The 21,087-nt window shown below is 42.7% G+C and carries 25 protein-coding genes and 1 pseudogene; 13 read left to right on the top strand and 13 right to left on the bottom strand.

Annotated elements, in window-relative coordinates; genetic code table 11:
• Positions 1-30 precede the first annotated feature (30 nt).
• Positions 31-354 (top strand): ferredoxin FdxA, encoded by a 324-nt coding sequence (gene fdxA / locus P7F88_RS22520; protein WP_277828468.1) that lies wholly within the window; start codon positions 31-33, stop codon positions 352-354.
• Positions 355-550: 196 nt separating this feature from the next.
• Here fdxA and rlmE read toward each other — a convergent pair whose 3' ends face one another.
• Positions 551-1,171, bottom strand: a complete 621-nt coding sequence (gene rlmE / locus P7F88_RS22515; protein ID WP_277828466.1) for a 23S rRNA (uridine(2552)-2'-O)-methyltransferase RlmE — start codon at positions 1,169-1,171, stop codon at positions 551-553.
• A 161-nt stretch (positions 1,172-1,332) separates the two neighbouring features.
• On the opposite strand from rlmE, the gene P7F88_RS22510 reads away from it, so the two are divergent.
• A complete protein-coding gene (locus P7F88_RS22510; RefSeq protein ID WP_277828464.1) occupies positions 1,333-2,073 on the top strand; it encodes a TrmH family RNA methyltransferase in 741 nt (246 codons plus the stop codon).
• A gap of 124 nt (positions 2,074-2,197) precedes the next feature.
• On the opposite strand, the gene P7F88_RS22505 is transcribed toward P7F88_RS22510, so the two are convergent.
• The gene (locus P7F88_RS22505; RefSeq protein ID WP_277828462.1) at positions 2,198-2,665 is read right to left on the bottom strand and encodes a YcgN family cysteine cluster protein; all 468 of its coding nucleotides are present in this window, start codon (positions 2,663-2,665) and stop codon (positions 2,198-2,200) included.
• A 141-nt stretch (positions 2,666-2,806) separates the two neighbouring features.
• Between P7F88_RS22505 and P7F88_RS22500 the strand changes: the two genes are divergently transcribed.
• Together P7F88_RS22500 and P7F88_RS22495 are read left to right on the top strand one after the other, a co-directional pair.
• A complete protein-coding gene (locus P7F88_RS22500; protein ID WP_277828460.1) occupies positions 2,807-3,064 on the top strand; it encodes a YkgJ family cysteine cluster protein in 258 nt (85 codons plus the stop codon).
• A 164-nt stretch (positions 3,065-3,228) separates the two neighbouring features.
• Positions 3,229-3,405: pseudogene (locus P7F88_RS22495) on the top strand (aquaporin); the annotation flags it as partial.
• A gap of 142 nt (positions 3,406-3,547) precedes the next feature.
• Here P7F88_RS22495 and P7F88_RS22490 read toward each other — a convergent pair.
• From P7F88_RS22490 to gap, 5 genes are all read right to left on the bottom strand, one after another.
• Complete coding sequence (locus tag P7F88_RS22490) at positions 3,548-3,898, bottom strand: hypothetical protein (RefSeq protein WP_338405575.1); 351 nt, start codon at positions 3,896-3,898, stop codon at positions 3,548-3,550.
• Between the two features lie 174 nt (positions 3,899-4,072).
• Positions 4,073-5,014, bottom strand: a complete 942-nt coding sequence (locus tag P7F88_RS22485; RefSeq protein ID WP_277828458.1) for a ChaN family lipoprotein — start codon at positions 5,012-5,014, stop codon at positions 4,073-4,075.
• Positions 5,015-5,085: 71 nt separating this feature from the next.
• Complete coding sequence (gene rlmA, locus P7F88_RS22480; RefSeq protein WP_277828456.1) at positions 5,086-5,898, bottom strand: 23S rRNA (guanine(745)-N(1))-methyltransferase; 813 nt, start codon at positions 5,896-5,898, stop codon at positions 5,086-5,088.
• Positions 5,899-6,055: 157 nt separating this feature from the next.
• A complete protein-coding gene (locus P7F88_RS22475; protein ID WP_277828454.1) occupies positions 6,056-6,937 on the bottom strand; it encodes a D-hexose-6-phosphate mutarotase in 882 nt (293 codons plus the stop codon).
• Positions 6,938-7,017: 80 nt separating this feature from the next.
• Positions 7,018-8,013, bottom strand: coding sequence for a type I glyceraldehyde-3-phosphate dehydrogenase (gene gap, locus P7F88_RS22470; protein WP_277828452.1), 996 nt, complete (start codon positions 8,011-8,013; stop codon positions 7,018-7,020).
• Between the two features lie 326 nt (positions 8,014-8,339).
• Here gap and msrB point away from each other — a divergent pair, with 326 nt between their 5' ends.
• Entirely contained in the window at positions 8,340-8,759 is a 420-nt protein-coding gene (msrB, locus tag P7F88_RS22465) for a peptide-methionine (R)-S-oxide reductase MsrB (RefSeq protein WP_277828450.1), read from the top strand.
• Positions 8,760-8,796: 37 nt separating this feature from the next.
• On the opposite strand, the gene P7F88_RS22460 is transcribed toward msrB, so the two are convergent.
• The gene (locus P7F88_RS22460; RefSeq protein ID WP_277828448.1) at positions 8,797-9,642 is read right to left on the bottom strand and encodes a DUF2989 domain-containing protein; all 846 of its coding nucleotides are present in this window, start codon (positions 9,640-9,642) and stop codon (positions 8,797-8,799) included.
• A 107-nt stretch (positions 9,643-9,749) separates the two neighbouring features.
• Between P7F88_RS22460 and P7F88_RS22455 the strand changes: the two genes are divergently transcribed.
• Entirely contained in the window at positions 9,750-10,025 is a 276-nt protein-coding gene (locus P7F88_RS22455; protein ID WP_277828446.1) for a YeaC family protein, read from the top strand.
• A gap of 87 nt (positions 10,026-10,112) precedes the next feature.
• Here the strand turns inward: P7F88_RS22455 and ansA are convergent, their stop codons facing one another.
• From ansA to P7F88_RS22430, 5 genes are all read right to left on the bottom strand, one after another.
• Positions 10,113-11,132 carry an asparaginase gene (gene ansA / locus P7F88_RS22450; protein ID WP_277828444.1) on the bottom strand — a complete coding sequence of 340 codons (1,020 nt, stop codon included), beginning with the start codon at positions 11,130-11,132 and terminating at the stop codon, positions 10,113-10,115.
• Positions 11,133-11,228: 96 nt separating this feature from the next.
• Positions 11,229-13,457, bottom strand: a complete 2,229-nt coding sequence (locus tag P7F88_RS22445; protein ID WP_277828443.1) for a YjbH domain-containing protein — start codon at positions 13,455-13,457, stop codon at positions 11,229-11,231.
• Positions 13,457-14,224: a capsule biosynthesis GfcC D2 domain-containing protein gene (locus P7F88_RS22440; protein WP_277828441.1), complete on the bottom strand. Its 768-nt coding sequence runs from the start codon at positions 14,222-14,224 to the stop codon at positions 13,457-13,459. The genes P7F88_RS22445 and P7F88_RS22440 overlap by 1 nt, the downstream gene beginning before the upstream one ends.
• 7 nt (positions 14,225-14,231) lie before the next feature.
• Entirely contained in the window at positions 14,232-14,918 is a 687-nt protein-coding gene (locus P7F88_RS22435; RefSeq protein WP_277828439.1) for a YjbF family lipoprotein, read from the bottom strand.
• Between the two features lie 92 nt (positions 14,919-15,010).
• Entirely contained in the window at positions 15,011-15,352 is a 342-nt protein-coding gene (locus tag P7F88_RS22430) for a hypothetical protein (protein ID WP_277828437.1), read from the bottom strand.
• Positions 15,353-15,891: 539 nt separating this feature from the next.
• Between P7F88_RS22430 and P7F88_RS22425 the strand changes: the two genes are divergently transcribed.
• The 7 genes from P7F88_RS22425 to P7F88_RS22395 all read left to right on the top strand — a co-directional run bounded on the left by P7F88_RS22425 (position 15,892) and on the right by P7F88_RS22395 (position 21,064).
• Complete coding sequence (locus P7F88_RS22425) at positions 15,892-16,287, top strand: hypothetical protein (RefSeq protein ID WP_277828435.1); 396 nt, start codon at positions 15,892-15,894, stop codon at positions 16,285-16,287.
• 5 nt (positions 16,288-16,292) lie between these two features.
• Positions 16,293-18,059, top strand: coding sequence for a polysaccharide biosynthesis/export family protein (locus P7F88_RS22420; protein ID WP_435328353.1), 1,767 nt, complete (start codon positions 16,293-16,295; stop codon positions 18,057-18,059).
• A gap of 2 nt (positions 18,060-18,061) precedes the next feature.
• Positions 18,062-18,304 (top strand): hypothetical protein, encoded by a 243-nt coding sequence (locus P7F88_RS22415; protein WP_277828433.1) that lies wholly within the window; start codon positions 18,062-18,064, stop codon positions 18,302-18,304.
• Positions 18,193-18,711, top strand: a complete 519-nt coding sequence (locus tag P7F88_RS25700; RefSeq protein WP_338405582.1) for an ABC transporter permease — start codon at positions 18,193-18,195, stop codon at positions 18,709-18,711. Before P7F88_RS22415 ends, P7F88_RS25700 begins: the two co-directional genes overlap by 112 nt.
• 168 nt (positions 18,712-18,879) lie before the next feature.
• On the top strand, positions 18,880-19,197 hold the full coding sequence (locus tag P7F88_RS22405) for a hypothetical protein (protein ID WP_277828431.1): 318 nt from the start codon (positions 18,880-18,882) through the stop codon (positions 19,195-19,197).
• On the top strand, positions 19,164-20,258 hold the full coding sequence (locus tag P7F88_RS22400) for a KpsE/RkpR family capsule polysaccharide export protein (protein WP_277828429.1): 1,095 nt from the start codon (positions 19,164-19,166) through the stop codon (positions 20,256-20,258). The genes P7F88_RS22405 and P7F88_RS22400 overlap by 34 nt, the downstream gene beginning before the upstream one ends.
• A complete protein-coding gene (locus P7F88_RS22395; RefSeq protein ID WP_277828427.1) occupies positions 20,258-21,064 on the top strand; it encodes a glycosyltransferase family 2 protein in 807 nt (268 codons plus the stop codon). The genes P7F88_RS22400 and P7F88_RS22395 overlap by 1 nt, the downstream gene beginning before the upstream one ends.
• Positions 21,065-21,087 lie beyond the last annotated feature (23 nt).

Here is a 21,087-nt window from a genome sequence, read left to right as displayed (position 1 = left end):
CACTCGATGAATGAAAATATAGCGTTTTAAATGACTTTTGTAGTGACCGAAAACTGCATCAAATGCAAGTACTCAGACTGTGTGGCGGTTTGCCCAGTCGATGCCTTTTTTGAAGGCCCTAACTTTTTAGCAATCGATCCAGATATTTGCATCGATTGCTCATTATGTGCACCAGAATGTGCAGCTGCGGCTATTTATCAGGATACAGAAGTTCCTGCCGACCAGATTGAGTTTATCGAGCTTAACGCAGAGCTGTGTAAGATCTGGCCAAATATTACAGAGGTTATACCACCACCTGAAGATGCAGATGAGTGGAATGGCGTGGAAAACAAACGTCCGTTGTTGGAAAGGTAATAGATGCAATCTCAGGCTGATGACAAACCTTAATACCGTCATTCCGCTAGCCACGCGAACCTAAACAAATCAAAATCTTAGATCCCTGCCTCCGCAGGGATGACGAACTTTTTCAATAAACTCATCTATCCCTTTGCATTTTTATTAAGCTACCATTCTTTAAACTACAAAGGGGAGGGGAGTTAAATAACTTGGGCTAGCCTTTAAATCCTTTACCTACGACATATACCTCTCGAGAGCGTGGGCGCGAAGCGGCAGGTTTGCGAATAATGACCTTGTTAAAGGACGTTCGTACATCTTTAACATACTCGTCGTACCCAACCCCCTGGAATACCTTGGCACAGAAGTTACCGCCCGGTTTTAGCACATTACGCGCCATATCGAGAGCCAGCTCAACAAGATACATAGAGCTGTATTGGTCGGTGGTTTTTACTCCGCTCATGTTGGGTGCCATATCCGAGATCACCACATCAACCCCCTGGCCATCAATGGTTTGCAAGATACGTTCATAGACAGCTTCATCAGTAAAATCACCCTGAATAAAGGTGACACCCACCATGCCGTCCATATGCAAAATATCAGAGGCGATCACTTTACCATTATCCCCAACGATTGGAGCGACAATCTGCGACCAACCACCTGGCGCCGAACCAAGGTCCATAGCGATGTCTCCCGGCTTGATAAGTTGATCTTTCTCATTAATCTCAATCAGTTTGTAGCTTGCTCTAGATCGATAACCATCAACTTGCGCTTTTTTTACATAAGGATCGTTTACGTGTTCATCGAGCCATTTTTTGCTGGTTTTTGAGCGTGCCATAGATTGTTCGCCATGTTGGTAAAGTATAGGGAGCGCTATTGTAATCATGTCCGGTTGTTTTGCAAATATCCCCTGACTTTCAGTAGTGACATTTTACCAAACAAAAGAGTACAATCGCCGCGACGATTTGGTAAGGCACAACATATGAAACAGGGCCATTTATGAAACTGGATAATGCAAAGAAACTGCATCAAAAAAAATACCGTGAGAAATTTGGTCACTATTTAGTTGAAGGGGAGCACCTGATCCTCGAACTGGATAAAGCAGCACTGTCTCAGCCTTATCTAAAAAACACTCTCTTATATGTGACGGAAGAGTATCAAGATTGGGCACAGCAGCTCAATCACCCTTACACGATCACCACTATTAGTAAAAAACAGATGGCTGGGCTGAGTGATACCAAAACACCACAAGGTATCATCGCCTGTGTCCCTTTACCTACTCAGACAGAGAGAGCACCTTTGCAAGAAGGTGAGCGCTGTATCTACTTACATGAAGTGCAAGACCCCGGCAACCTAGGCACTATTTTGCGTAGCCTGGCGTGGTTTGGTCACTTTCGTTTGTTATTAAGTGACAACAGTGTCGACCCTTACAATCCAAAAGTAGTGCGCTCAAGTATGGGAGCTATTTTTCATATGCCTATTGAGCAAGGCGTTGAGCTATCTGAGTTAAATCAACGCTTTAAGCGTTTTGCCTATCTTGATATGCAGGGTGATAAGGTGAACTCGCCTCAGTTTTCTGACTATGATTGCTACCTATTTGGAAACGAAGCTCGAGGTGTGCCTAAGCAATCCTTAGCAGATTGTAATGCGCAGCCTTTTACTATCACAGGTAGCGGCAAGATTGATTCATTGAACCTGGCGAGCGCTGTCAATATATGCGCTTATCAGTTGTCGATATAAAAAGTTTCCTAAAAAGGAGGCTGAGTTTGTTGGCCAAGTCCGTCATCCCTGCGGAGGCAGGGATCTAAGGTTTGTCAATAAAATCAAAAAATTGGTTCAATAATGCAGCCGCTCAATACTATCACTAACCCTCGTCACGACTGATTTCCAGATACTCGCGATCGGGATGATTTAGGATGTGGTCCTCCCAATTTACGACATCAATCTCATAAACCACTTTATTACGCACGCTTTCGCCTGCAGCATGCATCGCGGATTTAGAGCCTGTGATTAGTGGATGCCATTCTGGGAGTTGCTGGCCTTCAGCAAGCAGACGATATGCGCAGGTGTCTGGTAGCCAGTGGAACTCGGGGATCTTATCTCGGCTGAGCTTCAGACACTCTTCGCCTGACTCAAAACGGTTAGGGTAGTCTTTACAGCTACAGGTTTTGCTGTTTAGCCAGCTACACGCGACATTGGTGTAATATACCTCGTCGGTATCTTCGTCCATTAATTTGTGCAGGCAGCATTTACCACAACCGTCACACAGAGATTCCCACTCGGTTTCAGTCATCTCTTCTAAAGGTTTTTCTTGCCAGAATGCTTGGTTCATTATTACTGCCTAACTATGGTGAAGATGGGCTGAGATTTATACTCTTCTACTGGTTAAAGTTCAAGCCCAATTCTGCTAAGATTGCCGCCCCTCGTTTTTAGGGGGCTTTCGAGTTGTTTTATAGGTTAGTTGAGGTTGTTTATGGATTGTCGTCTGGGTTGTGGTGCATGTTGTATTGCCCCAAGTATTACGTCTAGCTTTCCGCTGCATCCTAACGGGAAAAAGGCAGGTGAGCGCTGCAAACAACTTGATGAAAATAACCTTTGTAAACTATTCGGTAATCCGAAAAGGCCAGACGTCTGCCACAACTTTCAGGCTGCTGAATGGGTTTGTGGAGAAAGCAATAAGCAAGCCTTATCTATTCTAACTGAACTTGAAATTATCACCATTTCAGATTGATCGGTCTGAAGTATTTTTCACGTAATTTGAATACTTCTGTTTTTGTTGATAGTTGCCTGAAATCTAACCCTCTTTTCTAAAAAAACATCTTTTTACACTCATTTGTTAGTGCCTCTTTGTACCATGTGCGCCATGTTTCTTATGTAACCTTGGGTTAATGGATTATGAAAAAATATATGGCGGAACTGGTAGGCACTTTTTGGTTGGTGTTAGGTGGTTGTGGTAGCGCAGTATTGGCCGCAGCTTTTCCTGATGTTGGTATCGGCCTATTGGGTGTCTCGCTGGCATTTGGTTTGACGGTTCTAACCATGGCGTATGCGATTGGACGATGTCTCAGTTGTGGCTATTCTGGGTTGCACCGATTGTAGGTGCAGTTATTGGTGCGGTGATTTACAGAGTTATCGGTGCAGAAGAATAAGCACAACGACTTGAGGGAAGCAGTTTGCCTGCTTCCCTAAAATAGTTAACACTTACTGGCAGGTATTAAACGATAGCCAGTAACAAAGCTCCGATTGTCGCTGCACCTTTAAGGTAACTGCCTGCGGTATAGCTGCTATCATCTTTCTCTTCGATTTTGTCCGGGTGTTCCATACCCAGGGCACCATAAGTAAAAGATTTTACACTCGATTCCTCAGACTTCGCTTCTTTATCGATCTCAGAAAGCGCGGCAAGAAGCGCCTTTCCTTCTTCTGTCAGGACAAGTCCGCTTTTTTCTTGTTGCGCAGCCTTCTCTGTACCTTCTTCCGGGTTTTTTACCGGTTGAGAAGGCGCTTGAGTACTATTCGGTTGCGCTGAAATAGGCTTAGTAGCGCTATTCATTCCTACTGGCGTCATATTCGGCCCCAATGATTTTTGCTTACTACTTACATCAAAAGAGATACCGTTATCTCTTTTGATATCTATTTATCGGATAGAGATGGCAAAACTTTAGTCGCTTTACCCACTTTTCTACGCAATAACACTTGCTAGCTTACAAGCAAAAAACAGACCAGTGCTGGAATTGTGGGGTCATAGATTACAGGTGTTATCCTTTTTTCTTTCCATGATTTTATGAATGGCTTTGATTTTATTATCTTTTTTTACGTATCTGACCGGTGGTGTTAATACGTGTAACTGGTAATCAGGTGAGTCATGAGAAACAGTTTCAACCGGAGTAATAACGGCAATAGAGGTTTCTGGACGAATTCTTTTTATCGAGGCGGCAATTCCTAACCCCTCTTCAGTATGAAATTTACCTGCAATATGTAGAACCTTAGACCCTGATTCTTTATTCAGGTAGAGGGTGATGCTCTCTGCCATCGTTTCATCCCAGGTAACCTGAGCCGCATAGTTATTGATATTGTCTTCAGGTTTTCCGTGATGAAGTGAAGCCATAAACTTCTCTTTATAGGGAGTATCTGATGTATCTATATTGATAGCTACCTGTTCCCGCTTGTTCGCCGGGAGCGTATCAAGCCAGGGTAAGCCTTTTTGACCGATACATCGGACGATAGGTTTAGGTGCGTTTGCTGCAATAACATCAAGCTGTTGTGCTTTGGCGTACTCTATCAGTGGTCGATAGTCGCTCTCATAATTCGGCCATCCATTGGCTTTGGAGATTAGTGTTTGTTCACCGATATTCCCCGCCAGATAGTCATCTAATGTACTCTGCTTATCGCGGCTAAACTGTTCCATTGAAAGCGCCCAGTCTGGAGATTCTTCATGAAGTTGTTGTAATAAACGAGTCTGGAATGAATGAATAGCAGGGTGGGTGTGCCACTCACCAACAAGGACGACATCAAACTGGCTTAGCTCTTCTATTGTCCGGGATTCAGACAAAGGTTGACCATTGCCGTTATAAAGATGGTAATCATAATAGGTTTCCGGTTGTGCCTTGTTGATACCAGAGGGGCTATTGAAGCCAGTACAACCCGCTAATAAGGTGAGTCCTAATATTGAAATTGCCCGCATGGCTTACTCTCTACGGTGGTTAGCGACTCTTTTATACTAGAGCATAAACCGATGCGTGCTCAACTGGGAACTTAGTTACTTTTTTGATATACCCGAATCATAAAGTCGGATTCGCATTGGAAAAGCTCGACTGTCTTTAGTTCTTCACGAAACTCATCTGACGCTTTCCAGGCAAAAGGGGTCATTTGTAGCAAGTCGAACGCGAGTGGTCCTGATAATGACATCTGATAGTTGAGTTTTTCTTCATGAATTAGAGTAAAACCATCCAGATCTTCAGGTGATTCATCATGCAGGCGAACATCATCATAGATACGCTCTCTTAGCTGGTAGAGATGGCGAGCGGCAGGGGTAACGGTGATTACGGTGCCACTATCTTTTAAGCAGCGAGACATCTCTTCAGCTTTGCATGGCGCATAGATGCGTAAGATAGTATCAAGTGATTGATCTGCAAAAGGTAATCGGTGGCTGGATGCCACTGAAAAATGGCAGTTTGCATAGCGCTTAGAAGCATATCTTATGGCAACCTTAGAAATGTCGAGTCCATAGACCTCTGCCTGAGGTTTACTTTCGCTTATATGCAGTTGAACTTTATTTGTGTAGTAGCCTTCGCCGCAGCCAATATCAAGCAGGCTCTTGGCTGTATATTGGTTACAAATCTCTGCGACCCGGTTTGCCAGTGTTTCGTAGTGATGACTGTTTAGGAAATTACGTCTGGCCTGCATCATTTCCTTATTATCACCCGGATTCTTTGAACGTTTCTGGTTCGCAGGCATCAGGTTGACGTAGCCCTCTTTTGCCATATCGAACTGGTGGTTGTTTTCACACTGAAAGTTCGAATTTTTACTGATTAAAGGAGAGTGGCAAAGGGGACATTGATAGTACATATCTGTATTCTGTATTCCGGTGATGTGATTCTTTTTTCTATCGAGGACTATTCTCTCGTTCCCACGCTCTTGCGTGGTAATGCATACCAAAGCAAGCGGCATCAGCAAAAGCTAATGCATTCCGACGCAGGAGCGCCGGAACGAGATCGGGCTAGAGCTATTTTACCGAAATCTCGGTGATAAGTTGATAAGATTCTTCCGGCTGAAGTACCTTGCCTTCTTCAATGCTGTTAGCGTGCAGCGTTGACTCGACACACAGCATGGTTTCATAGCCATTGTCAGCCATATCACCCATGCCCTGAGCACCTTCAGCCCACGGATTCCAGATAACCGCGGAGTTATCTCCGCTATTACGAACTTCAATAGTACGCTCGTTTTTCGGGTCACGGATAGAAATAAGTTCTTCTGGTTGAGTATAAACACGGTCGACAGTATCGGTCAGCTGAAGCTCCGCACCGCCCTGGCAGATTTTACCGTCTTGTAGGCTATCGACATACTCTGCGCCCATACCCGTAGTCACTGTTTCGCGAATGTCTGCTACGTTGAAGTAGGTGTGTAGTGCGCCAGAGAACTTCCACTCTTTGTCGTCGGTATTAGTGACTTCAAGAGTGACCTTCAGCTTTTCAGAAACTTCAACATATAGGCGAGCTTCAAATGAGTTTGGCCATACAGCGCGTGTTTCATCGCTTTCATCAAGACCAAGGCACACAATAACGCCTTCTTCATTTTCTCTGTGTTCTACAACATACCATTCACTGGTACGTGCAAAACCATGAGCTGGTGCAGCCACACGGCCAAACCATGGCCAGCAGACAGGAATGCCACCTCGAATTGCTTTTTCCGGGCTAAAGTCAGCTTTTTCACTTAGCCAGATCACATCTTCCTGATCTGTTGGCTTAAATGAAAGAACGTGAGCGCCATGAAGGGCAACTTCGGCGTAAGCTTTGTCGTGAGCGATGCGAACGATTTTTGCGCCTTCGCGTTCTACGATAGTGACGCAATCAGCTAATGCGTTAACAACAGAGTTGAAATTTTCCATATTTGAACCTTAAGATAAACAAAAAGGCGACACAATGGTCGCCTTTTCTATAGCCTTTCAAAGAAAGTCTAAACTAATGCTTACTTAGAGATGTGAGCGATTAGGTCTAGAACTTTGTTTGAGTAACCGATTTCGTTGTCGTACCAAGATACAACTTTAACGAATTTGTCAGTTAGTGCGATACCAGCAGCTGCATCGAATACAGATGTGCAAGTTTCGCCGATGAAGTCTTGAGAAACTACTGCGTCTTCAGTGTAACCTAGAACGCCAGCCATTTCGCCTTCAGAAGCTTCTTTCATTGCTGCACAGATAGCTTCGTAAGAAGCAGCTTCTTTTAGGTTAACTGTTAGGTCAACAACAGAAACGTTTGCAGTTGGAACGCGGAAAGCCATACCAGTTAGAAGGCCTTTAACTTCTGGAAGTACAACGCCTACAGCTTTAGCAGCACCAGTTGAAGATGGGATGATGTTCTGAGAAGCACCACGACCACCACGCCAGTCTTTAGCAGAAGGACCGTCAACAGTCTTCTGAGTAGCAGTAGTAGCGTGAACTGTAGTCATAAGACCAGACTCGATACCGAACTTGTCGTTAAGTACTTTAGCGATAGGTGCAAGACAGTTAGTAGTACAAGAAGCGTTAGATACGATATCTTGACCAGCGTAAGTGTCGAAGTTTACACCGTTAACGAACATTGGAGTTGCGTCTTTAGAAGGACCAGTAAGAACAACTTTCTTAGCACCAGCAGTGATGTGCTGACGTGCAGTTTCGTCAGTTAGGAAGATACCAGTTGCTTCAGCAACAACGTCAACACCGATTTCGTCCCACTTAAGGTCAGTTGGGTTGCGCTCTGCAGTTACACGTACAGTGTTGCCGTTAACGATTAGGTTACCGTCTTTAACTTCAACAGTACCGTTGAAACGGCCGTGAGTTGAGTCGTACTTAAGCATGTACGCCATGTATTCTACGTCGATAAGGTCGTTGATACCTACAACTTCGATGTCAGCACGCTCTACAGATGCACGAAATACGAAACGGCCGATACGGCCAAAACCGTTAATACCTACTTTGATAGTCATTATAGTTGCTCCACAACTTAATTTTCTGATGAAAGATAAACTGGTAGTAAAATTACAAAACCCAGCAATTGACTGCAACAAATAATCGGTCTTTACTTGTTTAAAGTCAAAAAAATTCAGTACATTTTTTTTACTACTCGTAATAAACGATTGTTTTTTGTTCTTTGTTGGGGGATATGTAATCCAGCTACCTGTTTTTGGCTCTTGTTAAGGAACAAAAACCGAGAATCCAATCCGGCTCAAAGTATGTGCTACAAACCCTTATATATGCAAGCCTTTGTGCCATAATATCTGAATAATAATTGAGAATAGTACGTTAATTTTATATGACCATTAGTAATGAGAAAGTAGTAAAGTCCGATCAGAAGTGGCGAGAGCAGCTTAGTGAAGAAGAGTACAGAGTATGCCGGCAGAGTGGTACGGAAGCGCCATTTACAGGAAAGTTATTGCATAACAAGGAGTCTGGTGAATATCTATGTACCTGTTGTCAAGCGCCGTTATTTCATCATAGTAACAAGTATGATTCTGGTTGTGGGTGGCCAAGCTTTGATGCTCCGATTTCGAAGAATTCCATCCGATATATAGAGGACCGTAGTCACGGCATGATCCGTACGGAAATACGATGCAACGTATGTGATAGCCATCTAGGTCACGTTTTCCCTGATGGGCCGAAGACCACAGGCGAACGCTTCTGCGTCAACTCGGTGTCGTTAATTTTTAACAAAACTGAAAAAGAAGGCCAATAATTGGCCTTCTTTGTATTTTGATTACATATGGGGTTCGTTATTGTAAAGATTGTAAAGATTGTAAAGATTGTAATGATGGAATCATAGAGCTTCTGAATTTTTTCTTTTCTATAGACTCCAGAACGGATTCTGAAATATCCTGCAGGCGTTCGCGTTTCTGCTTATCAAAATTGTACAGTACGTTCAGGTTCCTGTCGGGAGCAACGGGTAAATCAAGCTCTTTCGCAACCATCACCCAGATGTAAGCGTGTTCGTTTCTCTCTAGACTCTGATTTACACTTGCAAGCGACTCTACAACATTGTTGATTAGAGTTTCATCTGTCGGCCCAAAGCTTAGCGCTTTGTGCAATATATTAACGGTTTTCTCTTTGTCCCGGACAATATAATAAGTCGCTAGTGCATACTGAAGTTCCGGAGTATCAAGCTGTTTTGTATTCTCATATTTTAAGAAACGACGTATTGCGCGGGAATCTCCCTGGGTCCACATAAAATAGAGGGCGGTTGGTGAGTCGTAGCTGCCAATCTCTTTAAGTAGCCGTTTCTGGTCGTCATAAGTATGCATTAGCGCGTTAAAACGGCGCTCTTTTTTATCCGCAACTTTGGTTGGTTCAATTTGAGCCACCAGGTCCAGACATTTTTGGTACTCAGAAACCAGATGAAACTCTTTTACCTTGTTTTGGACGATGGGATCATCAAGTACCTTTTTGCGATGCCAAATTAAATCGGTTCTGGCAACGCGGCATTGGCCGTCGTTCATATTGAGTTTGGCACAGTTGAGTTCAGGATATTTTTCGCAGAGTTGTTCTGTATTCAGTCTTGGTTCGAAACACCCTGATAATAGTAGGGTTGACGCAATCAAAGTTGTAAGCTTTATATCTATCATTATTGCCACTTGTGATCGGAGGCTCTATTTTCTTAGCCATATCTTGAATAAAGTGTAATTGCTGGTTACGTTCATGAAAAGAATTAGAACGATATTTAGGTGAAAGAGTGGAAGTAGAACAACTTATTGCGTCAATTACTCCTGAAGCGTATGAAAGACTGCAGTATGCAGTGGAAACCGGGCGCTGGCCCGAAGGAACAGAGCTGACACAGGAGCAGCGAGACTATTGCATGCAGGCAGTAATGCTGTATCAGTCCAAACATAACGACAATGCAGAGCATATGAGTGTTGAAAAGGGTGGAGAAATTAAATTTAAGTCGAAAGCTGAATTGAAAAGGGATTTCTCTCCGGAGCAGGCGGAGATTGCTAGGAATAAGGTTTAGATATGAATTCCCACGCAGGAGCGTGGGAACTAGTCTTATGGACTGCGTGGGAGCTAGATTTATGGAGCAAACAAGCTACGAAGCATTCTATAAACTCATTTCTCCGCGCAGGACTTTTTGCATTTCTGTTTTAATCTCGGTGTAAGAAAGGTCTTTACTCAACAGATAGTGCAACTTGGCAAGTGCAGCCTCGTGAGTCATATCGTATCCACTGATTACCCCTGATTCGGCAAGAGCACACCCGGTTGCATAACCTCCCATATTAACCTTACCCGCAAGGCATTGAGTCAGGTTTACAACGATAACGCCCCTTTTTGAAGCTTCTTTTAGGTGTGCGAGTAATTCTGGATTCTGAGGCGCGTTACCGACACCGAAAGTAAGCAGGATCATTGCGTTGACTGGCTGCCGAAGTGTGTTTCGTATTACCTCATGAGAAATTCCAGGATACATGGTGATCACACCGATAGGTTGTGGTGTTATCTCATGAACCTTGAACTCGCCATCTGGCTTTTTGTCCACTTCAACATTACTGTTTACCTGAATGTTAATACCCGCCTCAAGCAAAGGAGGAAGGTTTGGTGAGGTAAATGCGTTAAAGCCGTCTGCATGGGATTTGGTACTGCGATTTCCGCGCATCAACTGGTTGTTGAAGAACAGTGTCACTTCGTTTATCGGATAGTTAGCTGCAATATGCAGGGCATTTAACAGGTTTGCTTGTCCGTCGGAGCGCAGTTCCGCAAGAGGGATTTGCGAGCCCGTCACAATTACCGGCTTACCCAGATTTTCAAACATAAATGATAGTGCGGCTGCAGTGTAGGCCATGGTATCTGTGCCGTGTAGGATCACAAAACCATCGTACTTGTCATAATTCGCTTTTATATCGTCGGCGATTTGCTGCCAGTCTTTCGGGCTCATATCAGAAGAGTCGATCAATGGGTCATATTCATGAATCGTGTAGTCCGGCATCTCTGGCCTATGAAACTCTGGCATGTTAGCAAGCTGGCTTTCCATAAAGCCTGCAACAGGCACATACCCATTTTCTGACTTTTGCATTCCGATAGTACCGCCGGTGTAGGCGATATAGATGTGTTTTTTAGTGTTTGTCATTGGCGCTTTAACAACGTGAGGGGGATAACTGGCGAGATTATATATAAATTAAAGCGGTAAGCGACGTTGGTACGTGCTTACCGCTTAAGGTTATGACTAATTGATCGTTACGGGTCTTGTAAACCAAGGGGAGCGGCTATCGGTTACGTCAAATAACTCGTACTTTCTGTTTAGAATCTGGCCACCATCACGGGTTATTGGTTGCCAGTTAAACTCCGCTCTGGAGCGGCTAGGTTTTATCGTCAACATGTCCAATGGTAATGATATATAAAATCCTTTGGTGAAGCTGCCTTCACCAAACTCGTCAGCAGACAGATTAGTTATACTCGCATATGCGCCAGTAATCACACCCGAATCAAACTGTTTAGAAAAGTCGAACCTGCCACCTACGTCTTGGCCAAGGAATTTACCCAGGCTAACTTTGAAACGAGTGTTTCTAAGAAGTTCAAATTGAGGCATGTAGTAAACACTAACAAAGCCGGTTTCGCCTCTGCTCAAGACATAAGCGGCGCAACTTGGTGTCGGAACGCCATTCGGACATCCACCATCATACTCAAAATAGTCTTCGTTATAGATGGAGAACCAGTTGTCTGGGTCGCGTTGAGATATCAGGTTTGCATCGGCACTTACCGCCCAGTTTGAGCCTTCAGGACGATAAAGGATTTCACCACCGACACCGGCGAACATACTTTCAAGATAACCGCCATAGCCTTGTATGTAGATGCTATCGCTTAGCTGCTCGAACCAGGTTAATTGCAGATTACTCATACGCACAGGGTTGTCGTGAACGTAGTGCCTGAATAGTGTTCTTACTCGTGGTGTTGAAAAGTTGTTGATGTGAGGTGAGTCTTCGATATAGTTAAACTTATCGTAGTTATCCGCGAGATTAAAATAAAGAGCGCCCGATAACTCTAGGTTATTCGTTAAGCGATAACTCGCACTTGTGTTTACACCTATTGCATAAAGATAGAAGCTCTCTGGGCCACCAAAACTCTGGGATAGGCTTGGAGAGAAGCCGTAATCAAATCTATCGTATGTATTTCCGACTTGCTTTCCGTTATCCGAACTTGAGGCATCGGGGGCGCTAATTCTGGCGTCATCCAGTGAAGCGCCGATATAGCCATTGTTTGCTACCTCGTCAAAAGCGTCAGCATCATATTTGGTTTCTTTAAGCTTTAAATCGTAGTTACTTTCGACAAAGGTGTAGGTGTCAACAGTATCAGCTCTGTTTTGGGATAGTATCAGCGCTCCACGTTCATGGGCTAAATCGAGATCCCTATATTTGGTTTGCTCACCAACAACAGTGATCTCATTTTCAGAGACAATAACCTTGTTTTGCTTATAACCTGCATTCGATTCAAGCTGCTGTGCTACTTTCTCCCAATTCGGAGAGGAGTTTGACTTAGGTTTATAGTCAGGCTTAGGTGTATCGCGCCAAACCGAACTCATTGTATTAAAGTTGGTTTTGGCAGTTACTCCCAGAGTTAGCGTGTCGCCTCTTTGATAGCTCACTCTAATGTCTGCCCAATCCGAAGGTCTGTACACAATACCGAAGTTCCAGGGGGTATGTTGGGTCATATCAACATCGGCTTGCTGAACAGGAAAATCTTCCGAATAGTCGTTTCCTTCGTATTCAACCTTAAGAACCAAGGGTTGATAAGGAGTCTGATACTCTATTCCGCCAAAGATAGCTGCAGGTCCTTTAAACCATCTGGCGTAATCAACGGATCCTCCATTTCCTTTAAAGCTGTTATCCCGAACACAAAACTCGTCTCGTACCTTACAAAATGGGTTTGTAACTGTTCCTCTTTGGCCTAAGTATCCCCAGCCCATGCCTAGCGTAAAGTCGATGTTACCAAAGCGTTTTGTAGCAGCGACAAACTCGCCATCGAATAAGCCTGTACCGCCGAAGTCACGAACACCGACAGAAGTTTCTGGTAACCAGTAGCTCTCTTCCCAAAGCCTAACCTTAAAGTCGATGCCCTTATCCGTATATTTTGTGTCGCCACTGAAATCAGAATCCTGACTATAGAGCAGATCAGGAGCCTGAGTATATCTGATGGTTGTTTCGAACCAGGGCATTAATTGGAGAGAGACCGTTGCGTGGTGATAGTTATCATTGAATGTAGCCCCAAAACTAAACTCACCTTCAGGCGCAACCCGTCCAGAGGGTACCTGCATGAGGCCTACACCACCGAAGTCAGTTTGCGAGGTTTTTAGTGTCGGTGACTCAAAAGATTGAGCTATAGCCAATGAAGGGCTGATTGCAACCCCGATAGAAAGTAACTTAACTGATTTTGCGATAGTGGAAGTCTTTATACTCATTATTGAAAACTTCCTTTTTCAGGGTATTCCATATAGCTTAATAACTTTGCAACTTGTTGGTTTAAATTAGCATGCTCACTCGGAAGCGATTTGAATCCAGTATATAAAATACTTCCTGGTGCAAGGTAAATACTACCTGGACGCCAATACTCCTGCGCATAACTTGTTATGCTTCCATCTGGCTGAATAACGAATAGCTGCTCGGTATCGCTGTTTTTTGGTAGCGAGTGATCGATGAAATAGTCTGCAGGTTTAAGTTCAGGATTTAAAGGCTCACTTGCCAACGGCTGTATTGTTCCAACAAGAAGTACATCGTTTTCTCGGTTCGGAATAACTAACCTATATTTTCCTGACAGAATTGGGTCAAGCTCTGGCTCCAATCTAACCAGGTCGTTATCTAGCGAAATAAAGTGACGGTAGCCAAAGTTTGCTTTTTTAAGCAAAGAGGTGAGTAAATCAGCTTTAAAAGTGGATTCAGGATAGTATTTTGCCAAATACTCTAATTTCTCGAGAACGATTGTCTTTAGTCGCTTGATCTCTTCGTTTTGTGATGGTTCAAATAGTTGAGCGCCTAACCAATAGGGAGTTACCTTTCCTTGCTTTAACACAACCAAATTTGAGTCTGTTAGAACCTGGCTTAGTCGAACAGGTTGTTCATAGCTCAGTTTTAAAGACGAATTAGGTAGATTTACCTCTAGTGAAGTTGCATTTCCCATGAATGGCAGTAGTGAGATTAATACCAATATGGACTTAAACTTGAATCTCATTTGCATATCATCCATTAAAAGGTTTGAGAACGGTTATGGTGATTTTTTCCATTCCAGGGCCGATGTGTTGAATTGAGTGAACGACTTGATGCGTTTCTTTGTCCAGCCAAAAATGGTTTGTAAATTTGCGATCTAGTTCGGGAAGCAGGACGTGCTCCTGATAGTAATTAGTTTCTTTATTCCAGGCGGTGGATGAAATGTCCTGTTCTGATACAAACTGCCAACTAACGTTTGCTGAGAATCCATAGCGAAAATTTGGCTGCCAGGCATAGTTTGCTTCCCAATTGTACTGTCCTGGTTTTGCTCCCGGCATGGCTAATGGGTCGGCATTATTATCTTTTGGGGTTATTTCAGCCAGATTATCGCCGGGTAGTTTTAGAGTTTTAACCAGACGACCATTTTCCGTTACTAGCATCCCGTAATCTTGTGTAACCCACTTTAGTTGAGTTTGATTTAACGGCGAAGGTTCTGCTAACGCAAGCACCACAAAAATTTCTGCGCCATCACCAATAACTACATTACTGCTAGCGTAAGGTATGGATAGTATTTCCTCTTTCGATTTATTGGCATCTTCAAAACCGAATACGGCTTCTTTTATAGTGGCGTTTACGTCTTGATATTTTTGAGTACAGGCTATCGCTGATAAACACAATGCTGCTGTAGTGATGTTCCTGATAATTTGAATTAAATTCATTTTGTGATCTTGCTTCACTGCTAGAGATTTTGTCTCGGCTGTTAAAAAAAACCACCGACGGATGTCGATGGTTTTTATTGATAGTTACTAACTTAGTTTGTAGTACCAGTAGTACCAGTAGTACCGTCGTTACTATCAGCTGCAACAGCTACAACAGCACCAGCTACAACAACACCAGCAACAACCGTAGAGGCTGCTACACCAGTAGCCACACCTGCAGCCGCTGCGGTACCACCTGCAGCAGCACCGCCACCTGCAGCAGCACCGCCACCTGCAGCAGCACCACCAGTGCTACCACCTGCCGCTGTGCTAGTTGCAGTTGTGCTACCTGCTGTACCACCTGAGCCTGCTGAACCTGCCGTTGTTTCTTCGACTGCTGCCATTGCTGAGCCTGCAAACAAAGCTAGAACTAGAGCGGTTAAACTCTTTTTCATAGTTATTTCCTTATTAAACATCGATGTTTATACCAGTATAAATACTAGCTCATAAAATATAACAAACGATTTATTAAAAGATAAAGTAATTTTTATTATTAATTATTTAGTTAGCTAGATTCATATGTAACCATTCGACTTATCACGCCCTTGCTGACCGACCAGTAGCGTGTTAAATTAATCCCCGCTATTGCTGGTGCAAGTTGTGATCTGAATTTATATATAAAAATTAGATCGTTACAGTAAATTCATGGTTGGGTTTTATTTATATTGTAACAACTTACACATCAACAGCATGAGCACAAATGAAGTAATTCTTAGCTATAGCTAGGCTTGTGTCACATCAGTGCAACTAAACTGATTGACACCAAAGCATGCAATGAATTGGTGGCTATTAATTTATAATTTATCGCTTGTAAGGGATGTGAAAACTTAAGGGCGGTAGCGTGTTACGATGGATGAAATTGCTTAATTAGCTCATATCATCTGTCTCGGCTTTTTTATCTTACTTAGTACAGTAAGTTTATACGGTTATAATTGTGTCAATAAACGGACTTAAACTGCTTTTTGTTTCTATTCTTTTAACGTCAGTAACTGCTTGTTCAAGCGCTCCACGTATTGTTGAGGCCAGCCTGCCTTTAGTCACGGAACAAAATAATTTTGATGGTGCAGATTTGTTGCCTCAAAATTACTGGCCCCTTCTTGATGATGACTCCTCCCAAACTCTTTCCCACGAGCAATACCAAATAAAAATAGGCTCTAAATATACATCAGCTATGGGATTAGAGTGCCGGCCTCTTTATATTTCACATGAACTCACGACCAGAACACGAATCACCTGTGCTCAGATCCACAAAGACAACAGAGGCAAATCGATAAAAGCGTGGTACCTAACCAGAAATATCCTTCAAGACCCACAAGAAGTTGAGTTGTAATCATTATGTCGAACAAAATTAAGAACAGCTCGTTCACCTCTATTTTCTCGGTTGCAACAGTTATCACAGCTTCGTTGTTGTTTATTCAGACTTCGAATGCTGCACTATCTTTAAATGAGCAGCAGATCCCGGCTAATGCTACTCCTGCTCAAATACAGCAAGCTGCAAATATGGGAATGATACCGAATCAATCCCTTGAAACGGGAAGTTACACTCAAGAAAACCGCAATAACACTTTGTTACCAGGTGAAGTCGATGTCAGGCAACTGCTCCCGACGTCTGGCGAGGAATTACCACCACCTTACGGTGCAAATCTATTTGCTGGTGGCTATGAAACTGAACGGACAGATGGTTTAAACGACAACTACCTGATTGCGCCCGGTGATAAGATAAACATTTGGTTATGGGGCGCGGTGAATTACTCGGATATCACCACCGTTGATAACCAGGGCAATATATTTATTCCTAATATTGGGCCGATTAAAGTAAGTGATGTTCCTGCTAGCCAGGTGAACTCGTTAGTGACGGGTGAAATTAAAAAAATCTACACCAATAACGTAAATGTTTACGTTAACTTACTGACAGCAACCCCAGTGAGTGTTTACCTATCAGGCCCTGTTATCAGGCCAGGCCAATACGCTGGTATGGCGTCGGATAGTGTTCTTTATTATTTAAAGCGGGCAGGGGGCATTGATTCTGAGCGAGGAAGCTACCGGGAGATTGACATCATCCGTGATGGAGAAGTGTTTAAAACCATCGACCTGTACGATTTTATTCGATCCGGCAAGCTGCCTAGAATCAGTTTTAAAGATAGAGATGTGATTCTTGTTAAACCGCAAAAATCAGCGGTTGTTGTTTCTGGTGGTGTAAGGAATCCATTCCGATTTGAACTGCTGGAAACTGTCTCAAAAGGAAGTCAGCTAACCGATTACTCAAGACCACTTGCAAAGGTGAGCCATGTTGGCGTTATCGGCAACAGAGAAGATGGCCCATTCTCGGTATACATTACCTATTACAAGTTCAAAGACTTTGATCTCCAGGATGGCGATAAGGTTATTTTTAATGATGACTTACATGCACAAATCATCGATATTCAGGTATCCGGTAGTTATTTAGGCCCTTCTTATTTTGCTGTTAAGAATACGGCGCATCTGCATGACCTTTTACACTACATTCCAATAGACAAACACTTAGCTGATTTCGATTCAATATATATTCTCCGCGAGAGTGTTGCTCAAAGGCAAAAGGAGTTGATCGAAGACTCCCTTAACAGATTAGAGCGAACAGTACTTACAGCGCCGGCTTCTTCAGACGGTGAAGCTGCAATCCGGGTTCAGGAAGCGCAGCTTATTTTGCAATTTACAGAGCGAGCAAGGCAGATAGAGCCCCTTGGTAAAGTAATCGTTTCTGAAAACGGTAATACCGCAAACATTCTGCTGGAACAGGGCGACCAGATTGTAATACCGCCAAAAACGGATCTAATCCAGATTAGTGGTGAAGTGTTAATGCCTCAAGCTGTGGTTTACAACCCTAATGCTACCATTGATGACTATATCGCCTGGGCAGGTGGCTTTAGTGATAGAGCAAACGACACGCGTATCGCTATAGTACGAGCTAATGGGTTAGTTGAATTTACTGATGGTAAAGATATCCGTAAAGGTGACCAGATAATGGTGTTACCGAAAGTTGATTCTAAGACCATGCAGGCAGTTAAAGATATTACCCAAATTATCTACCAGATCGCTGTTGCGGCAAACGTGGTACTAGACTAACTGTGGCTGTAGTTAAAAAACGTTCAACCCTTCAGGTTTGGGGAGATGTAATATTTGCTATTTTCTTACGGGAAGTCAAAAGCAAATCAGATGATAAGTTTGGGGTCGCCTGGAGTGTAATATCTCCGGTCTCATTTATATTTATGCTCTCGTTTATCAGAGGAAGGATGGATGGTGGGGAAACTCATGGCATACCAACATTCTTTTTCATGGTTTTTGGCATGATGATGGTGCAGTTTTTTTAGGCACCATAGGCTCTGTTTCTAGAGCGATACAAAAAAATAAACCACTATATGCTTTTCGTCAGGTACAACCAATTAGTTCGGTAATCGCAATTTCTGGCTTTGAGTTATTAGTTAAGCTATTTGTAATTTTATTCATTATCGCGATCTCATATTTACTCAAGTTTAAGGGACAGATAAGTGACCCTTTGGAAGTTATTCTTGTTTTAATTAGGATTTGGCTTATTGCCACAAGTATTGGTGTCCTTTTTTCACTAGCGACGTGTTTTATCCCGGAAGTTAACAAGGTCAAAGAGATTTTGATGAGGCCTATTTTCTTTATCTCAGGTATCTTCTTTAGTTTGCAAGACATACCAATGGAGTGGTGGCCTTACCTTACCTGGAACCCCTGCTACACGCAGTTGAGTTAATACGATTTTCAGCATACCCACAATATGGCGATGCTGGTGTTAGCTTTTACTTTTTAGATTTGTGTACATTAGTTCTGACTTTTTTCGCACTGGCTTGTTATCAGATAAGCTGGAAACAAGCGATTAGCCGTTGAAATTAATAAGTAGTCGCGAGTTAAGATATATAGAATGGAAAATAATTTAGTTGAACAACGGTTTAATCAATTTAAGCAACAGGTTCGGGCCGAGGACTTCGATAGTATAGAGTTTTTAAAGGCCAAGGCGGAGCAACTGGAACATAAAGATCCGCAATTATCTCAACGAATTCTCGTTAGGGTAAAAAACCTTTCAAAAAATAGCGTTACAAATTCTGCCCCTGTTATTGAAAGAAGTGACAGTAAGCCAGAAGCCTTATTGGTATCGCGTGAAGCCGAATCAAAAAACACTAGTAAGCCGTCTGAAAAAAACGAAGCTTGTTTAAAGCAATTATATCCCCTTTCTTTCTGATGGTTGTACTACCTACCTTTTTATTCTCTTTTTACCAAATCCTCTGGGCAACTGAGCGGTATGAAAGTCAGGCTCAGGTTATCGTGCAACAACCTGACAGTATGGCAACTATGGATGCTTCCATGGCTGTGTTAACTGGCCTTGGTGTGCCAAGTGTTGGGGTATCTGATACCGAGTTAGTAAAGGCTTATATACTTTCTAACGATATGCTGAAGTACTTAGATGAAACACTCGATCTAAAAGCTCATTACAGTGATTCTAATATTGATGTATTTAGCAGCATGAAACCCGACGATTCCTGGGAAGATTTTCTGGATTACTACCAGAAACATATCGAGGTATATGTCGATTCCAACTCCAGTATTGTGCACATATATAGTCAGGCGTTTAATGCAGAGTATTCGCATAAGCTGACAGAAACGATTGTAGAAAGAGCAGAATGGTTTATTAACTCAATTGGTCACCAACTTGCAGAAGCGCAACTAGAGTTTATCAAAGGAGAGCATAAAAATACTGAACAACAGTTGGAGCTCGCACAAACCAACTTGTTGAGTTTTCAACAGCGATATAACCTTCTTGATCCTACTGCGGAAGGTTTGGCGATTCAGCAAATTACTTATGCACTAGAAGGGCAAATATCCGCAAAAGAAGCGGAGCTGAAGGGCTTATTGAGCATGATGAGTCTTGACGCCCCTCAGGTAGTTTCTGCTAGAAACGAACTAGAAGCTTTAAAGGCTCAGCTTAATAAAGAAAGAGCCAAATTATCCGATGACAATGAAAAAAATATACCAGTTAGCGAGATTCTAGCGAAATTTACCGACCTGAAAGTCAAGATGGAGCTCGCATTACAAGCTTATACCGCATCACAGATATCGTTAGAAAAGTCGCGCATTGAAGCTTATAGGCAATTAAAATACTTAGTGGTAGTTGAATCGGCAACGAAACCTGAAGACAGCAAATATCCTGACGCTCTCTATAACATCACCTTGTTTGCTGTTATTGCAGCGATGATTTTTGCAATCGGTAAGATCGTCATATCTACTATTCGAGAATTAAAGTGATGAGCTTACGCGAAGAGCTTCCGCATGATAAATCTATTTTGAGCACGCTCGACATTAAAATGAAAAAAAGCAGAGCAATTTCATTTGTAACGATTTCTCATGGTCATTTTGACTATGTGTCCGAGCTAGTTGAATCTATGATGCAGCATTGGTCTTCGCCTTTCGAGCTAATCATCGTTGATAACTTAAATAGTGATAAGTTTGAGTTGTTAATACAACAGCACTCTAAACAGCTCGATATAAGAAGATCGTCGATAAGGCTCTATAAGCATAAAAAACCAAGATCTTTTGGGGTTGGCAACAACTTTGCGATTAGAAAGGCTTCTAACGAGCACATATTTATAATTAACCCAGATACACGTTTTGTCGACTCGTCAATTCACGATTGGTTTCAGGAACAAGAGGATAAGCTTGAAGGGAGGCTTATTTATCCTCGACTTCTAAACGCAGATGGGACGGGGCAACAGCACTATAACGAGTGGCCCCATTTGGCTAATCAATTTGTTCGTTTAATTAAAGCTAAAGCTGGTCGATCCACGGCTCAAAGGCAAAGATCTAAGGATTGGTTTTTTGCTTCCGCGATCATCACAACAAAAAGAACATTTTCTCGGCTCAATGGATTTGAAGAACTGTTTCCCCTGTATTGTGAGGATGTAGATTTATGTTACAAGGCAAAATTGCTGAATATTCCTTGTGAGCATATTACCTATATTAAAATGATTCACCATCTTGGCGGTGAAGCAAAAACACAAGCACCTGACCAAAGCTATTGTATCCAATGTTTTATGGAGATATGTCCGGGTTAGAAACTTCATAAATATCAAACTTC

Source organism: Vibrio hannami, assembly GCF_029589055.1.
In the GTDB taxonomy this organism is placed as follows: Bacteria; Pseudomonadota; Gammaproteobacteria; order Enterobacterales; family Vibrionaceae; genus Vibrio; species Vibrio hannami.
This window is presented reverse-complemented; position numbering and strand designations above follow the sequence as displayed.

Coding starts and splice junctions, on each gene's coding strand:
- fdxA (WP_277828468.1), top strand. CDS start 31: ATGACTTTTGTAGTGACCGAAAACTGCATCAAATGCAAGTACTCAGAC.
- rlmE (WP_277828466.1), bottom strand. CDS start 1,171: ATGGCACGCTCAAAAACCAGCAAAAAATGGCTCGATGAACACGTAAAC.
- P7F88_RS22510 (WP_277828464.1), top strand. CDS start 1,333: ATGAAACTGGATAATGCAAAGAAACTGCATCAAAAAAAATACCGTGAG.
- P7F88_RS22505 (WP_277828462.1), bottom strand. CDS start 2,665: ATGAACCAAGCATTCTGGCAAGAAAAACCTTTAGAAGAGATGACTGAA.
- P7F88_RS22500 (WP_277828460.1), top strand. CDS start 2,807: ATGGATTGTCGTCTGGGTTGTGGTGCATGTTGTATTGCCCCAAGTATT.
- P7F88_RS22490 (WP_338405575.1), bottom strand. CDS start 3,898: ATGACGCCAGTAGGAATGAATAGCGCTACTAAGCCTATTTCAGCGCAA.
- P7F88_RS22485 (WP_277828458.1), bottom strand. CDS start 5,014: ATGCGGGCAATTTCAATATTAGGACTCACCTTATTAGCGGGTTGTACT.
- rlmA (WP_277828456.1), bottom strand. CDS start 5,898: ATGTACTATCAATGTCCCCTTTGCCACTCTCCTTTAATCAGTAAAAAT.
- P7F88_RS22475 (WP_277828454.1), bottom strand. CDS start 6,937: ATGGAAAATTTCAACTCTGTTGTTAACGCATTAGCTGATTGCGTCACT.
- gap (WP_277828452.1), bottom strand. CDS start 8,013: ATGACTATCAAAGTAGGTATTAACGGTTTTGGCCGTATCGGCCGTTTC.
- msrB (WP_277828450.1), top strand. CDS start 8,340: ATGACCATTAGTAATGAGAAAGTAGTAAAGTCCGATCAGAAGTGGCGA.
- P7F88_RS22460 (WP_277828448.1), bottom strand. CDS start 9,642: ATGATAGATATAAAGCTTACAACTTTGATTGCGTCAACCCTACTATTA.
- ansA (WP_277828444.1), bottom strand. CDS start 11,132: ATGACAAACACTAAAAAACACATCTATATCGCCTACACCGGCGGTACT.
- P7F88_RS22445 (WP_277828443.1), bottom strand. CDS start 13,457: ATGAGTATAAAGACTTCCACTATCGCAAAATCAGTTAAGTTACTTTCT.
- P7F88_RS22440 (WP_277828441.1), bottom strand. CDS start 14,224: ATGAGATTCAAGTTTAAGTCCATATTGGTATTAATCTCACTACTGCCA.
- P7F88_RS22435 (WP_277828439.1), bottom strand. CDS start 14,918: ATGAATTTAATTCAAATTATCAGGAACATCACTACAGCAGCATTGTGT.
- P7F88_RS22430 (WP_277828437.1), bottom strand. CDS start 15,352: ATGAAAAAGAGTTTAACCGCTCTAGTTCTAGCTTTGTTTGCAGGCTCA.
- P7F88_RS22420 (WP_435328353.1), top strand. CDS start 16,293: ATGTCGAACAAAATTAAGAACAGCTCGTTCACCTCTATTTTCTCGGTT.
- P7F88_RS22405 (WP_277828431.1), top strand. CDS start 18,880: ATGGAAAATAATTTAGTTGAACAACGGTTTAATCAATTTAAGCAACAG.
- P7F88_RS22395 (WP_277828427.1), top strand. CDS start 20,258: ATGAGCTTACGCGAAGAGCTTCCGCATGATAAATCTATTTTGAGCACG.